The 15,973-nt window shown below is 29.4% G+C and carries 19 protein-coding genes; 14 read left to right on the top strand and 5 right to left on the bottom strand.

The window, feature by feature from the left end; genetic code table 11:
• The first annotated feature begins 15 nt into the window (after positions 1-15).
• Complete coding sequence (gene pyrE / locus ACAG39_02190; GenBank protein ID MEZ0536041.1) at positions 16-597, top strand: orotate phosphoribosyltransferase; 582 nt, start codon at positions 16-18, stop codon at positions 595-597.
• Between the two features lie 29 nt (positions 598-626).
• Here pyrE and ACAG39_02185 read toward each other — a convergent pair whose 3' ends face one another.
• The 5 genes from ACAG39_02185 to ACAG39_02165 all read right to left on the bottom strand — a co-directional run bounded on the left by ACAG39_02185 (position 627) and on the right by ACAG39_02165 (position 5,167).
• Entirely contained in the window at positions 627-1,331 is a 705-nt protein-coding gene (locus ACAG39_02185) for an ABC transporter ATP-binding protein (GenBank protein MEZ0536040.1), read from the bottom strand.
• Positions 1,324-2,094, bottom strand: coding sequence for an ABC transporter ATP-binding protein (locus tag ACAG39_02180; protein ID MEZ0536039.1), 771 nt, complete (start codon positions 2,092-2,094; stop codon positions 1,324-1,326). Before ACAG39_02180 ends, ACAG39_02185 begins: the two co-directional genes overlap by 8 nt.
• The gene (locus ACAG39_02175) at positions 2,087-3,031 is read right to left on the bottom strand and encodes a branched-chain amino acid ABC transporter permease (protein ID MEZ0536038.1); all 945 of its coding nucleotides are present in this window, start codon (positions 3,029-3,031) and stop codon (positions 2,087-2,089) included. Before ACAG39_02175 ends, ACAG39_02180 begins: the two co-directional genes overlap by 8 nt.
• 3 nt (positions 3,032-3,034) lie before the next feature.
• Positions 3,035-3,919 (bottom strand): branched-chain amino acid ABC transporter permease, encoded by an 885-nt coding sequence (locus ACAG39_02170; protein ID MEZ0536037.1) that lies wholly within the window; start codon positions 3,917-3,919, stop codon positions 3,035-3,037.
• Between the two features lie 90 nt (positions 3,920-4,009).
• Entirely contained in the window at positions 4,010-5,167 is a 1,158-nt protein-coding gene (locus ACAG39_02165; protein ID MEZ0536036.1) for an ABC transporter substrate-binding protein, read from the bottom strand.
• 154 nt (positions 5,168-5,321) lie between these two features.
• On the opposite strand from ACAG39_02165, the gene ACAG39_02160 reads away from it, so the two are divergent.
• From ACAG39_02160 to ACAG39_02100, 13 genes are all read left to right on the top strand, one after another.
• Positions 5,322-6,287 carry a tyrosine recombinase XerC gene (locus tag ACAG39_02160; GenBank protein ID MEZ0536035.1) on the top strand — a complete coding sequence of 322 codons (966 nt, stop codon included), beginning with the start codon at positions 5,322-5,324 and terminating at the stop codon, positions 6,285-6,287.
• 352 nt (positions 6,288-6,639) lie between these two features.
• The gene (locus ACAG39_02155; GenBank protein ID MEZ0536034.1) at positions 6,640-7,167 is read left to right on the top strand and encodes a hypothetical protein; all 528 of its coding nucleotides are present in this window, start codon (positions 6,640-6,642) and stop codon (positions 7,165-7,167) included.
• A gap of 10 nt (positions 7,168-7,177) precedes the next feature.
• The gene (locus tag ACAG39_02150; protein MEZ0536033.1) at positions 7,178-7,423 is read left to right on the top strand and encodes a hypothetical protein; all 246 of its coding nucleotides are present in this window, start codon (positions 7,178-7,180) and stop codon (positions 7,421-7,423) included.
• 76 nt (positions 7,424-7,499) lie between these two features.
• A complete protein-coding gene (locus ACAG39_02145) occupies positions 7,500-7,775 on the top strand; it encodes a hypothetical protein (protein ID MEZ0536032.1) in 276 nt (91 codons plus the stop codon).
• Between the two features lie 17 nt (positions 7,776-7,792).
• Entirely contained in the window at positions 7,793-8,161 is a 369-nt protein-coding gene (locus ACAG39_02140; protein MEZ0536031.1) for a hypothetical protein, read from the top strand.
• Between the two features lie 66 nt (positions 8,162-8,227).
• Complete coding sequence (locus tag ACAG39_02135) at positions 8,228-8,521, top strand: PrgI family mobile element protein (protein MEZ0536030.1); 294 nt, start codon at positions 8,228-8,230, stop codon at positions 8,519-8,521.
• A complete protein-coding gene (locus tag ACAG39_02130; GenBank protein ID MEZ0536029.1) occupies positions 8,521-9,336 on the top strand; it encodes a hypothetical protein in 816 nt (271 codons plus the stop codon). The genes ACAG39_02135 and ACAG39_02130 overlap by 1 nt, the downstream gene beginning before the upstream one ends.
• Positions 9,266-11,107, top strand: a complete 1,842-nt coding sequence (locus ACAG39_02125) for a VirB4 family type IV secretion system protein (GenBank protein ID MEZ0536028.1) — start codon at positions 9,266-9,268, stop codon at positions 11,105-11,107. Before ACAG39_02130 ends, ACAG39_02125 begins: the two co-directional genes overlap by 71 nt.
• A gap of 64 nt (positions 11,108-11,171) precedes the next feature.
• Positions 11,172-11,846, top strand: coding sequence for a JAB domain-containing protein (locus ACAG39_02120; GenBank protein MEZ0536027.1), 675 nt, complete (start codon positions 11,172-11,174; stop codon positions 11,844-11,846).
• Positions 11,822-14,032, top strand: a complete 2,211-nt coding sequence (locus ACAG39_02115) for a TrbC/VirB2 family protein (protein MEZ0536026.1) — start codon at positions 11,822-11,824, stop codon at positions 14,030-14,032. The genes ACAG39_02120 and ACAG39_02115 overlap by 25 nt, the downstream gene beginning before the upstream one ends.
• A gap of 70 nt (positions 14,033-14,102) precedes the next feature.
• On the top strand, positions 14,103-14,357 hold the full coding sequence (locus ACAG39_02110) for a hypothetical protein (protein ID MEZ0536025.1): 255 nt from the start codon (positions 14,103-14,105) through the stop codon (positions 14,355-14,357).
• A gap of 37 nt (positions 14,358-14,394) precedes the next feature.
• Positions 14,395-15,237 (top strand): hypothetical protein, encoded by an 843-nt coding sequence (locus tag ACAG39_02105; protein ID MEZ0536024.1) that lies wholly within the window; start codon positions 14,395-14,397, stop codon positions 15,235-15,237.
• Positions 15,238-15,314: 77 nt separating this feature from the next.
• On the top strand, positions 15,315-15,944 hold the full coding sequence (locus tag ACAG39_02100; protein ID MEZ0536023.1) for a hypothetical protein: 630 nt from the start codon (positions 15,315-15,317) through the stop codon (positions 15,942-15,944).
• Positions 15,945-15,973 lie beyond the last annotated feature (29 nt).

Here is a 15,973-nt window from a genome sequence, read left to right as displayed (position 1 = left end):
AGGAGGATATTTATAATGGATTCTACAAAATGGATTGAAATGTTAAAAGATGTTGATGCTTTATTAGAAGGTCATTTTTTATTGACATCAGGCAAACATAGTGGTAAGTACTTACAGTGTGCAAAAATTTTACAATATCCTAATTTAAGTGAATCAATATGTAAGGAATTAGTAAAATCATTTATAGATTGTTCCATTGATGTTGTAATAGGACCTGCTATTGGTGCTGTAACATTTTCGTACGAAATGGCAAGACAACTTCATGCAAGGTCAATATTTGCTGAAAGAGAAGAGGGAATTATGAAATTGAGAAGGGGATTCAAGATTGAAAAAGGAGAGCGTGTATTGGTTGTTGAAGATGTTATAACAACAGGCGGGTCAGTAAAAGAAATTATTGATATAGTTAATGAATATAACGGAGAAATTGTTGGAATTGCAAGTATTGTTGATAGAACTGGTGGAGAAATTGATTTTGGAGTAAAATATAAATCATTAATATCAATGAAGGTTGAAGCATATGAGCAAAATGAATGTCCATATTGTAAAGAAGGTATTCCTATAGTAAAACCAGGTAGTAGAAAAATAAATAAAGGGTAGGTCATTCTACCCTTATTTTTTTATATTTTTTAACCACCAAGATATGCCTTTTTAACATTTGGATTACTTGCTACTTCTTTTGCACTTCCGCTTAAAACTATCCTTCCAGTTTCAATAACATAAGCTTTATCTGCAATATGTAAAGCCATATTAGCATTTTGTTCAATCAAAAGAATTGTTGTTCCTTGTTCATTAATTTCCTTAATAATCTTAAAAATCTCATTTACTAATATTGGTGCAAGCCCCATTGAGGGCTCATCTAATAATAAAAGCTTTGGCCTTGCCATAAGTGCTCTTCCTATAGCTAACATCTGCTGTTCTCCACCACTTAGAGTTCCAGCCAATTGATTTCTTCTTTCGGATAATCTTGGAAATCTTTCAAAAACATTGTTCATATCTTTTTTTATATTTTCTTTATCCTTTCTCAAAAAAGCACCGAGTTCAAGATTTTCATATACACTCATTTCTGGGAAAACTCGTCTACCTTCAGGAACTTGAGAAATACCAAGCTTTACAATATCCATTGTTGTTTTTTGATGAATTTGTTCATCTTCAAACTCAATTGAACCATTTTTTATTTTAACAAGTCCTGAAATACTCTTAAGAAGGGTGGATTTACCTGCACCATTTGCTCCAATTAATGTAACGATTTCTCCTTGATTAACTTCAAGTGATACAGAAAAAAGTGCTTGAATAGCACCATAGTATACATCTATTGAATTTATTTTAAGCAAAATTAAGCTCCCCCTCTCCTAAATATGCCTGTATAACTCTTAGATTATTTGTTATTTCTTCAGGGGTTCCAGATGCAATGACCTCTCCATAATCTAAAACATAAATTTTTTCACATATATCCATTACAACTGACATATCATGTTCAATCAAAAGAATAGTTAAATTAAATCTATCTTTAATAAATTTAATAAGATTTTTAAGCTCTTGAGATTCTTGAGGATTCATTCCTGCTGCAGGCTCATCTAATAATAAAAGCTTTGGTGAAGTAGCTAAAGCTCTAACAATTTCTAACTTTCTTTGTTCACCATAAGGTAAATTCTTAGCATACTCATATCTTTTTTCATAAAGATTAAATATTTTTAGTAACTCCTCAGCCTTTTGATGTTTTTCTTTTTCAATTTTATAGTATTTGTTTGTTCTAAATATTGTGTGAAAAAGATTATATTCAATATCTTTATGAAAAGATATCTTTACATTATCAATAACACTTAACTCTTTAAACAAACGAATATTTTGAAAAGTTCTTGAAATTCCTAATTTAGCAACTTGGTGAGTTTTCTTTGTTGTAATATCATCACTTGAAAAAACTATACTACCTTGATTTGGTGTGTAAATACCAGAAATTATATTAAAAACTGTAGTTTTTCCGGCTCCATTTGGACCAATAAGGCCAATAATTGATTTATGTGATACATCAATATTAACTTGATTTAAAGCTGTAATACCACCAAAATTAACAGTTACATTATTAATTTTAAGCATTATTTCCACCACCCAATTTTTTCCTTAAAAAGAGATTAGCTAAACTTATCTCTTTTGTTCCTAACAAGCCTTGAGGTCTGAATAGCATTATTAATATAAGAATTACAGAATAAAGAACCATTCTAACCTGTGGAAATTCTTGTAGGTATGCCGAGATAAGTGTTAAAACAATTGCAGATATAATTGAGCCTGAAATACTTCCAAGTCCACCTAAAACAACAATTACTAAAATATCAATGGATTTAAAAAAGTTAAATATATCTGGTTGAATGTAACCAAAATAACCTGAATAAACTGAACCCGCTATACCTGCAAAAAAAGCACCTATCATGAATGCTAAAACTTTATAAAAAGTAGTATTTATACCCATTGCTTCTGCTGCAACTTCGTCTTCTCTAATTGCTATTAAAGCTCTACCATATGAAGATTTTATAATATTTACAATAATTATAATTGTGATAAGAGTTATTACATAAAAAGATGTCCAATCAAGGCCTTGAGGAATATCATTTATACCACTTGCACCACCTAAATACTCAATATTTTGTATTATAATTCTTATTATTTCACCAAAACCTAAGGTTGCAATAGCTAGATAATCACCTTTAAGTCTTAAAACTGGTAACCCTATAATAAAGCCAAACAACATAGCTAATATGCCGCCAATAATCATTGTTATATAAAAGGGTAGAGTAAAATTGGTGGTCAAAACACCAGTTGTATAAGCACCTATTGCCATAAAACCAGCATGGCCTAATGAAAACTGTCCTGTAATACCATTGATTAGATTTAAACTTACTGCAAGCATAATATTTATTAGTATTAAGAATATATTTAGTTTAACATAGTCATCTATTACTCCAAAGTGCATAAGTAAAGTAATAATTGTATAAATAAAGATTATTATCAATATATTAATAATCCATTTCTTTCGCATAGCTTACACCTTCTCTTTAATGTTTTTACCAAGTAACCCCGTCGGTTTTACAAGAAGAATAAGAATCAAGATAGCAAATGCAACAGCATCTTTATACATAGAACTACCATAACCACTTACTAAAGTTTCAACAATTCCTAATGAAAAACCACCTAACATAGCACCAGGGATTATACCAATACCACCAAAAACAGCTGCAACAAATGCTTTAAGTCCAGGTAACACACCCATTAATGGATTGATACTAACATAATAAAGTCCAACCAAAACTCCTCCAGCTGCAGCAAGAGCTGAACCTATTGCAAATGTAAAACTAATTGTTGTATCAACATTTATTCCCATCAATCGAGCAGCATCAGAATCTTGAGCAACTGCTCTCATTGCTTTCCCCATTTTTGTATTTTTAACAACATAATTTAATAGAATCATTAAAATAATAGTTATTATAATCATATATATCTGTTTATTACTAATTAATAAATGATTGTTGAAAAGTTTATAATTATTATCCGCTACTACTTTTGGAAAAACTCTCGAATCTGCTCCCATAATTATTTGCATTAAATTTTCAAGTAAAAGTGATACACCTATTGCAGTTATTAAAACTGATATTCTTGATGAATTCCTGAGTGGTTTATAAGCTAATTTTTCTATTATTACACCAAGAAGAGCACAGAATACCATAGAAATTATAAGTGCTGGTAAAAAACCCATATGTAAATAAACAACACATATAAAAGCTATATATGCACCTACCATATAAACATCGCCATGAGCAAAGTTAATAAGCTTGATGATACCATATACCATTGTATAACCTAATGCAATTAATGCATAGACACTGCCTAATGTTATTCCATTTATTAATTGCTGTAAGAATGTCCACAAATTTAATTCACCTCTTTTATAAATTTAATTCATAAGAGGAGAAGGCGGGAAGGTGTCCCCACCCACCTCTCATGAAATGACTTATTTAATTTATGGATTTAATTTTTGTTTAAATGTTTGAACTCCATCTTTTAATTCTATTATTACAGCTGATTTTTCAGCATTATGATTTTTATCAACATTAATTACACCAGTAACACCAACAAAGTTCTTAGTTGTTTCTAAAGCCTTTCTTAATTTTTCTCTATCAGTTGTTGTATTTGCTCTTTTTATTGCATCAGCTACAAAATATCCTAAATCATAACCAAGAGCAGCAAAAGCATTGGGTTCAGCATTATATTTCTTTTTGTAATTTGTAATAAAGTCTTTAACTTTTTTATCTGTATCTTGTGATGAATAGTGAGCAGAGAAGAAGACATTATTTGAATATGTCTTTCCAGCTTTTTCTACTACCTTTGGATCATCAAAACCGTCTGCACCAAGTATTGGTACATTTAATCCAAGCTCTCTTGCTTGTTTGATTATTAGTCCTGCTTCATCATAGTAAACAGGTGCAAAAATAACTTCTGGTTTTTTATCTCTTATCTTTGTTAATATACTATTAAAATCTTGTTCACCTTTACCGAAAGATTCTTCTGCAACAATCTTTCCACCAGCTTTTGTAAATGTGGTCTTAAAGTTCTTTGCAAGTCCTTTACTATAATCACTTGAAGCATCAGTAATAATAGCAGCATTTTTAAGTTTTAATGTTTTTGCTGCAAAGTTTGCCATAACATTACCTTGGAAAGAATCATTGAAACATGTTCTAAACACATAAGTTTTAACTTTGCCTGTTCTTTCGTTTATTGTTACTGTATCATCAGTTGCTGAAGGTGATATTATTGGAACTTTATATTGCATTGCAGCTTGAGAGGCTGATTTTGTAGCACCTGAAGTAGCTGGGCCAAGTATTGCTAAAACCTTTTCTTTAACAGCTAATTTTGTTGCAACATTCATTGCTTCTGTCTTATCTGACTTATTATCAATAATAACTAATTCAATCTTTTTACCTAAGATACCACCTTTTTTGTTAATTTCATCAACTGCTAATTTTATACCATCTAATTCACGTTGACCATATTGAGCAACAGCTTGTGATAACTCAAGATCAACACCTATCTTGATAGTATTATTTGATGCAGCCAAGGTAGGTAGTATTATTAAACAGAGAAATAAAACAAGTACTAAAACACTAAGAAATTTTTTCATATAAGATAACACCCCTTTATGTAAATTAATTTTTAATGATTATACCATATTTTATTTATAAATTGAATACGCGTATGCAATCAAATTTAATGTATTCAATAAATATTTATATGTTATAATTACTGTAGAACAATAGTTTGAGGTGTTAATATCTATGGATTTTAATGATGTTCCATCATATGTTAAAGAATTTTTAAATTATATGCTAACTATTAAAAATAAATCTTTTAATACAGTAAAAGAATATCATTACGATTTAAGAACTTTTTTGAGATATTTAAAAGCTAAAAATGAAGGAAGTTTAAATTGTATAAGTAATCATGAAGATTTAAATAAATTTGATGTCTCTGATTTTGATATTGAAGAAATAAGAAAAATTAATTTAAGTGATTTATATGAATACTTTACTTTCATAACAATAAAGTTGAGAAATTCCTCATATGCTCGTTCAAGAAAGGTTGCATCAATAAAAGCATTCTTTAATTATTTATTTTCAAAAACAAAACTAATTCCAAATAATCCTGCAAAGGAGTTAGAATCACCTAAAATAGGATTGCGTCAACCAAAACATTTGACATTAGAGCAAAGCTTAAATCTTTTACAGGTAATTGACGGGGATAATAAAGAAAGAGATTATGCTATTATTACATTATTTTTAAACTGTGGACTAAGATTATCAGAGCTTATCAATATAAATATTACAGATATACAAGAAGATAAACTAAGAGTAATAGGAAAGGGAAATAAAGAAAGAACAATTTATTTGAATAAGGCGTGTATTGATGCTATAAATACATATTTAAATGTAAGGCCGAAAGAGGGAGTTAAAGATAGATATGCTTTATTTTTAAGTGAACGAAAAACAAGAATAAGCAGAAGAACTGTACAGTATATTGTAAAGAAATACGTTCAATTATCTAACATTGATTCAAAAAAGATTTCACCACATAAGTTAAGACATACGGCAGCAACATTAATGTATAAATATGGTAATGTTGATATAAGAGCATTACAGCAGATATTAGGACATCAGAGTGTTGCAACAACTGAAATATATACTCATATAGATGATGAACAACTAAGAAATGCAATAAAAAAGAATCCCTTATCAGGGGAATAAAGAATAGTTACTTTTATTTTTCAAAACTATCTATTAAATAGAGCATTACCATATTTCTTTTTTTGATTCAGGTATAAATGATAATTGCCACATTATTATTCAATCTCCACAATATCAATATATATATTTATGTCATCATGTATTAGTTCAGCTTCTTTCAAAACTTTATCATACGTGAAGATAAAGAACTACAGAAGAAAGTGCGAAAATACACTGATAAATTTGTACCATTTGTCAATGGGCTACCGAATATTATATTTAAATAAATATAAATAAGCAATAAAAAATATAATTGCACAAAATAAAAATTATGTGCAATAATGGTAAATATGTAAGCAGTAGGGTGATAAGGATGAGGTTGCCCGAAGAAAAAATAAAATTAATAATAAACAAATACTACGAAGAACACAAAGAGATGGTGGACATAGCAAAAGAAGTAGGTTTGAGCAGGCAGACTGTATCAAAATATGTGAAACAAGATGAACGATTTGAAGAAGAAAAAAAATATAGAAAGAGTATAAACCATGAAAAACAATTAGCTCGTGTTAGAGAGTATCAAAAGAAAAAAAGAAAACAAGCACAAAATCGCTTGTTTGATGAAACATGGGAAATAGTAAAAAAGCAACATAGACAAGCTGTTGCTGAATTATCTAATGAATTTTCACATAGCAAATATCCTCCAATTACAACTTCTTTTGAATTTGTTCATAGAGCTTATGACTGGATAAAGGGCAAATTCGTAAGAAAAGATATTCTTGAAGATGGAACTGTTGTCCCATCATGTCTTCCAAAAGTAATTAAACCAATTCATTCTTTATCTGAAGGTTTAAAACGAAAAAGAAATACTGTTATAAACACAGCAAATAACTTTGCTATGTAAGGGTATTATTATGCTTAAAATTACTGAACATGCTATTAAAAGATATATCGAAAGAATAGAAAAATGCTCTTTTATTGAAGCAGAGTGTAAAATAAGGGAAATATATTTAAATGGAAAAATAATAGCTAAAAAAAGAAAACAAATAGCATTGCAATATAATAATGCTATTTTAATAATAGAGAATGAAGGTTCTTTCACCACTGTAAAAACTGTGGAACACATTAATTTTAATTCATGGTGGAAAGTTTGCAAATGAGAGTTCGCTCTTTTGATTAATTCAAAATGAGTGGCTCTCATTTTGTGTTTTTTAGAAACTAATTGGAGGTGATAATTTGAATGAATTAATAAAACCAGTCAGTCCAGATGAATTTACAAGTATAGTAACAAAACTATTAACCGCACTTCTAAACATGGTGCAAAATTTTATAAAGCCAATCTCTACACTTGGTATTGCTGTTGCAATACTTTTGCTAATGATTGGTTACATTTTTCATGTTGGGAGTGCTAAAAAGCTTGGTGCTTCTATTTTAGCTGGAACTGGGTTTGTATTTATCCTTTATCTTCTTGCCCCATATATTCTTGGGGTAGTTTACAATTCAATAAAATAAAGAAAGGGGTAGATGTTATGAAAAACAAAATTAAGAATGTTTTTCTTATGTTAGTGAGTGCTATTATGTTAATACCAGCAAGAATATTCGCAACAAATATTGGTGGAACTGATGTTAGTGGTATTATACAAGCCCAAGACGCAAGATCAACCTTAGGGAATATCATTAAAAATACTATTGCACCTGCGGCTATAACAATCGGTGCAGTAGGCTTGGTTGTTACTATTGTAATAGTTGGCTTTAAAATAATGGCTGCTGGTGAAGCAAGAGATAGAGCCGAAGCAATAAAAAGTCTTGGTTGGAAGCTTGTAGGTGCATTAATCGTATTCTTTGCTCTCACAATAGCAGGGGGTATAATGTATTTTATAACTCAAAGTTCTAAATAATGTATGTAGATGATTATAAAAAGCAGGGACAAAACCCTGCTTTTTTTATTTATTGGAGGTGGTTACATGAGAAGTTTTAAAATACCTTTTGAAGAAAAAATAGAGGATAAAATTATTGGCGGGATTTTGACAATAAAACAATTTCTTATTATACTAATAATTCCAATAATAGCAATAGGATTGAGTTTTCTTATAAAGTTGCCTTTACTAATTAGCGTTATATTTGTTTTGATTTCATTAATAATTGCTTTTCTATTTGCATTTTTAAAAATTAATGAAGATACACTTACAAAATATTTATTTAGAATTATAAAATTCACCAAAAAAGAAAAACTTATAAAATACAGGAGGTTTGAATAATGAAAGTAGCAATTATAATAATAGCAATAACAATAATTCTTGGTGTAGCAGTATTCATAATAGGAGCAAGTATAATTAAGAAAGATAAAAAAACAAAACCAACAAAAAATAATGATAATAAAGAAGCCGTAACAGAAAAAGATAGAAATAAGCTGAAAAAATTATTAGAGATAAAAAATATCCTTCCAAATGGAACTATCATTTTTGATGGCAACCGGTATGGAAGGATTTTTTATATTTCATCACAAGACTTTGACTTATTATCAGAAGCAGAACAAACAGCTTTTGAAAATGAACTTATAACATTTGCAAGAGCATTAACAATACCTGTTCAATTTTATACAACAACGCAGAAAATTGATACTACAAAACAAATTAAACAAGTAGATGAGTTTATATTAAATTCAGATATTAATGAAAATTTAAAAAGATATGCAACATTGTTAAAAGATAGATTAGATAACATACAAAAAGAAAAAGGTGTTTATGTAAGAAAAAGTTATATATCATTTAATATTTACGAACCTAATCCAAAACTTGCAGAAGAAAAGATACAAAACGAAACAAGAAGGATAATGGGTATGATAGCAAAAACAGGAATGAGAATAGAAAGATTAAATAGGGAACAAGTATTACAGTTATTACATGATGAGTTAAATAAGAATAAACTATTTAGAATAGAGGACGCTATAAAAAATGGTGTTTTAGATTTATTAGTAACAGGGAAAGGAGTTGTAATCGAAGATGAGCAAGAAACAGAAAATAGAACAAACAATCCAGAAGAAACAAGAGAACCAGAAACAATTGCAGGATAAAAATATATTTGAAAATACAGTAGGTCTTTTAGATTTAGCATTACCAGACATATTTTATGAAGATAAGGATTACATTTATACAGGTAGTGAAAGATATAGCCGAACTTATGTCATTTCGACATACCCACAAGAAATGTATGTTACCTTTTTTAATACATTCTACAATGTTGGACAAATATCAATATCTGTATATATAGAACCATCAGATACAAGAACAATTATAAAAGATCTAACAAACAAAATAAATGTATTAAAATCAAATGCATATCTAAAAAAAGGTGAACCTAATTATGCAATGTTACAGCAAATTGAAGATATGGATATTATAAGACGAGAAATACAAAGAAATGTAGAAAAAATTCTTTATGTTCAAGTGCTAATAACAATATATGCACAAAGTATAGAAGAATTAATTGAGAAATGCGAGGAATTTGAAACAAGATGTAGTGGTTTTTCTCTAAAACCAAGGTGCTTATCTTATGAACAAAAAGAAGGATATATAACAAGCTTGCCATTATCAAGCCAAAGATATATCGAACACATAAGAAGCATGACAACTGGTGGTGTTGCTTGTTGCATACCCACGGGCAATACAGAGGTATATTACGAAGGTGGGTTTTATATGGGATATAATTTGCTTACAAACAGTCCGATATTCTATAATCAATTTGCGAATGAATTAAACAATGGGCATATTGCTTTATTTGGAACTACTGGGTCTGGTAAATCAACAACTATAAAAACAATAGCGGGAAGAATGGCGTCATTTGGTTGGTGGTTATGTATGCTTGACCCAGAAGGCGAGTATGAAAAAATTACAAATTTGCTTGGTGGTAAATATATAAAAGTAAAAGCAGGGGAAAAGATAGGCATAAATCCATTTGAACTTGATGTAGAAGAAGATGATGATAAAAGAAGATATGTTGATATAAATTCAAAAATATCTGAAGTAAGATTTATGCTTGGGATAATAGCAGATAACTATATTGGTAAAAAGCTTGATGGGGTTCAATTAGCAATAATAGAAAGGTTTATTAGGGAATTATATGATGAAAGAGGAATAAATACAAATCCAGAAAGTTTATATTTAGATTGTTCAGTTGATGAACAAGGAAATATAAAAGTAGGAAAAATAAAAAAACAAATGCCAACATTATCAGATTTAAGAAATAAACTAATGCAGGAAGAAGAAACAAAGGAGCTTGCAAAAGCGTTAGAGATATTTACAGGCAATAACAGTTTGGCATTATTTGATTGCCAAACAACAGTAGATGTGAATGAAAGAATAATAGGTTTTGACCTAAAAGAATTTGACAAAGATAGATTTTTAAAATTCTTTGCTTCAATAAACATATTGAACTGGATATGGAACAAATATTCAAATCCAAAATTCAAGAACCAAAAGAAAGTAGTTATATTTGATGAGGCTTGGATGTTTGCAAAATACGATATATCAGCAGAATATTTAGAGTCAATATCAAGGAGAGGTAGAAAATATAAAACATCTTTAATGATTGCATCTCAAACAATAAACGAATTTTTATCAAGTCAAGCAGGTGAAGCAGTAATTAATATGTGTGCAACAAAAATATTGTTGCGACAAGAACCAGATATGGCAGAGAAAACTGCTAAATATTTTTATCTATCAGAAAATGCAAAAGCATTTTTAACAACAGCAGATAAGGGACAAGCTATACTATTAAATTCAAGGGAAAAGGTATTAATGCAGGTAACTCCATTTGACTTTGAATGGAATTATGTAACAACATAAATTTTTTTTACAGGTTTATAACTTTTTTTAAAAGCGTGGTATAACCATTAATGAGGTGATAAATATGTTTATTAAACTACCTCAAAAAATTTCATATATAATTGATGAAAAAACAAAAGAAAGCTTATCTATGCCAATTATAGGGGATAATCTTATAAGAGTATTAGTCCCTCGATGTGATACTTACATCGATAGTGCAGGTAAAGCAGTTTATTGCTTTATGGAGCTTTATTTTAAAGATGAAACTATTGCAAAGAAAGCATATTCTACTGAACTAACCTCATTTATGTTTTTAACAAAAAACAAAAAACTTATATCATTAGCTATAACAAACGAAGGAACAACACAGAGCGGAAATATTGATAATAATATTGCTAAACACTTTGCTACAATATTTACTGAAACAAAATATATTGTAATAGCTCACAATCACCCAAATAATAATGTTAATCCTTCAAATACTGATGTAAACTCTTTAAAATCAACAAAACAAATATTATGGCAATATAATCTTATATTACTTGATGGAGTAATATTACCAAAAACGTCTTATGCATATAATGCTTATTCAATGAATTATGGAATAATTGAAACAAGAAAAGTGGAAAAATTATATAAAATTGAATTTAAAGAATTATTTAATGTGTTTAAAACAAACAAAAAAATAGATCCCGATTTATTAGGGGCATTAGTATTATATGGAGGTGTTCCAATATGGGAAAAATACAAAAAGTCCTAACGACAATGTTAGGGCTTGTTTTTTTATTACTACCAAGTATAGTTTTTGCAGGAACAGCAGAAACTGAAACAATGGATTTTGTAAGAAGTGTAACAACAACAATAGGAATATTTGCTTTTGTGATATCAATTATATTAATAGGTTTCAAATTTATGTCTGTAAAAAATTCAGAAGATAGGCAACAAGCAATGGCAGGTATAAATTATGTCATTGTTGGTGGTCTTATAATTGGTTTTTTATCATTTATAGCAACGATGTTGATAAGTTATAGAAATGTTTTATACAACACAATGGAAATAACAGGGGCAAATACTGATGGCAGTAGTATATCAACACCCCAAGATCCATCAAATGAAGGCTTTATTATAAGAATGATTATTATTATATTGAACGCAATAACGCAATTTATAGAATGGCTTTGCAAAGTAGCTGGTTTTCAACAATTGAACACACTATTTTTTGACGCAAATCCTTTTTCAGCCGAACAATATAGGTTTTTAATGAAATTCTACTGGTTAGTTGTATTAGTATCATCAGCACTAATAGTACTGATGGTAGGTAGGTCAGCAATAAAATTAATGTATTCGGGTTTATCAGCAAAACAAAGAACATCAACGATGGAGGAAATACAAAACTGGTTTTATGTAATATTATTAATTGCAGTAGCACCATGGATAGTTTTATATTTATTTAAACTATTTGATTTATTAGGAACATGGCTATATACATTAGTCGATAGCAGTTTTGGATACACAAACAATGCTAATACAAATGCAACAGCTTTTGCTCAAATGTTTGGTTTAGGAGTAAGTGAATCTGATGTTGCTAAAAATGGAGTAATAGATATATTTGCTCAATCAATAGGTTCTTCTAATCCATTAAATACAGCAATAGCAAAATTAATATATATAATGTTATATTTTAAAATAAATATGGTCTTTTTAGTAAGAAAGTTTGTTTTAGGGATATTCTTTTTGTTCACACCAATAGCAGTAACTATGTGGGGAATTAAAAGAGATTCTCACATTGTCAATGTGTGGTTTGGTGAAATACTCACAAATACATCTATGGGTTTCTTTTATGCATTTACATTTTTAGCAACATTGCATGTATTTACAGCAACAGGATTTACAGGGTGGCTTGGTGGAATAATTGCTATGTATAGTATACCCAAGATAGCTGATGTATTGAGGAATTTGCTACAAAACTATTTTGAAAGATTATCTGGGGTTGATGAATATAGTTTAGCAAATCCTGTTTTAGGTTCTGGGTTTGCTATGATGACAGGTATGAGAAATGCTTTTACCAGAACATTTAGTAGTGGTGGGCAACAAGTAGAAACAGGAAGAAACTATATTGGTAGTAATAGCAATAGTGGAGGCACAGAAAAAACAAACAATAATATTGACACTGGCTTTGCTGGTGGGAGTGTCGCAACAGCGAACAATCCAGTATCTCCATCAAATAGCGGTTCATCATTTGGAGGTGCAATACCAATGGGTGGATTTAGCTCTGTTCCTGCAAGTCCAGCAGGCGGAAATATAAATATAGATAGAAGGAAAACAAAACCAGATACAATACCAACAAATCCAATAAATATACCACCAGAGAACCAGTATATAGGAACAGATTTTACAAGAAAAACATTCGCTAAAAATATGAATTTATTAAATGAAGGTGGACTTGCTAAAGCAGGACAAACATTGCAAAAGATAGCTTATGCAACAGCACACGATAATCCAGCATTTGCGATGTTTGGACATTTAGCAGGTGGTGTTATGAACTCTTTGGGTAATAAAGGTAAACTAAATAAAGCAATAGAGCTTACAACATTTGAAAGAATGGCAAATGATAGCAAATATAAAGAAAGTTTTAAAACATTATCACCAGTAGTTGATGAATTGATGAATAAAGGACAGAATGGACTAATTTATGATGTTATTAAAAGTGGAGATATTAACAAACTTAAAAATGCAGGTATTAATGTAGATGATAATATTAAAACAGCAATTGCACATATAAATAGTGGTTATGACTATGAAAGACAAAAAACTTTAAAACATTTGAATATAGATGAAAATGTTGCTTTACGTAAGATTGGAAGTGGAACAGAACAATTTAATAGATATTTCCAAAGAAGAAATCCATATGATAATGCTTCAGAGGCGTATATATTTAGGGTGTAGCAAAATATAGTAAATAGCTATCTTTTTGTTGACACCCCCAAGTTAATATTAAAAGAAAGGAGATATTTTTATGAAACCTCAAGAAATTGAAAAGATTATAGAATCTCTTGCAGATAAAAGAGTCTTTGCCTTGTTAATTGGTGTAACTCAAGAAGGTGAGATTGTATTAAGACCAATTGGTGGTGAATGGGGAAGTGGGATAATAAATGCAATACAAGAGATGAATGAAAAATATCCAAACTGTAAAATGAAACTACTGGAAGAAGATTATACTAACTGGAACAAGTATTTTAAAGGGATTGTTGATAGAGAACAGTTGATATAAAATAGCAATATATGAAAAGATAGGGGGATTAGTTATATTGATTTTCACAAAGCCAAAAATAGAATTTGTTGAAATTGAAAAAATAAAGGAATATCCTACTCGTCTTGGTAGTAAATGTTTGCTATTAAAAAAACTTGGCTATGATCCTTATAGCGACACTGAAGAAGAAATTATGGATGTACTAATCAAAACAGAGAAAGACAAAAATTATCTAAACATATGCAAAGAAAGTAGCAGATGTAGTGCTTTTTATAAAGAGTTTTCACAAGGAAATATTGAGCCATATTTTGAAAGAGATCCAATTTATCTTGAAAGATTTGAAAATAATTATTGGGTAATTGAAGGGAAACACCGTATATGCCTTGCTAAAAGGGCAGGAATAAAAAAAATAAAGGCTTATATTTACGAAACTACTAATTCCCAAATGCTTCTTCCTAACATAGGTCAGCCAGAAGAATTTGTATTGGAATATTCGAAAGGAATATTTACGAAATTTTCAGGGAGTAAAGCTTTATTATGGATAAAAGGACTAAAAGACCCAGAATATTATACTTTGATAAAAGGACCTATTTGGTTGGATAAGAAATTCAATACATGTGGAAAGATTTTTGAGCTATTGCCTGGAGTCAAAATGTCTATTAACGTTCAGACAGAGAAATCTTTTATTAGAAAATATATCATTCAAACAAGGGTAATTATTGAGAACAATCACAAAAAAACAAAGGTATGGCTGCTAAAGATACCTTGTCATAAGAAGATAAATTATTTTGATATAGCTGAAATTGAAAGTTATACTTTGTATCGTTATGGATTGTGGAGAGAACATGATAGGAAAGAATTAATTCTTGGATTTCTTGAAAATAATTTACATTTTGACTAAAAACTAAAGGGTGACATATTTATATTTTTATAGATAAAATATTAATATATATACTCAAAAAAAAGGGGGAATTTGTATTGTATAACTGCACATTATGTGGGCAATCTTATGAAGGGTATGCACAAAATTATATAGGAGATAATCCTATATGTCCTTTTTGTGCGGAACGTTTATCATCACAGTATAATAAAAACACAAAGCATATGTTGTATTGGGCAAGGTTTATAACTGGCTATACTATTTTATATTTTTTATGGCATGTTTTTCTTTACATTAAAATAGGTCATGCTTCAAAAATATTTTCAGAATTAGTACAAGTTCCATTTGCCATATATGCATTAGCTTCTTTTCCTTGGGGTTGGCGAGCAATGAAAAGACTATCAATAAATAGACAAGCACCAGAATGGTTTTTAGCTGTTCAACATGTTCCAGTATTGATGTTAGTTGCGAAAATTATTGAATTTTGGGTAGCTTTTTTCCTTGGACTAATTGTTTTCCCAGTGCAATACAAGAAGGATAAAGAAGATTTAAAGAAGGCAATAATAAGTCAAGAAAATATAGTATATTCTTTTGTTGACATAGTAAAGAAATTGAGAAAGAAAAATGCACATGCAAAATATGGTTGGATAACTGCTGTGTTAACAATAGAACATTTAAATGATATTAATAGAGAACTAAATAGATTTTCAAATTCTATGAGAAGATAAGCTAAATCCCTGCTAAAATATGGCAGGGA

This window comes from Caldicellulosiruptoraceae bacterium PP1 (assembly GCA_041320695.1).
In the GTDB taxonomy this organism is placed as follows: Bacteria; Bacillota; Thermoanaerobacteria; order Caldicellulosiruptorales; family Caldicellulosiruptoraceae; genus JBGGOQ01.
Note: the sequence above shows the minus strand (reverse complement) of the source record. Positions and strands in the feature narration are given on the sequence as shown.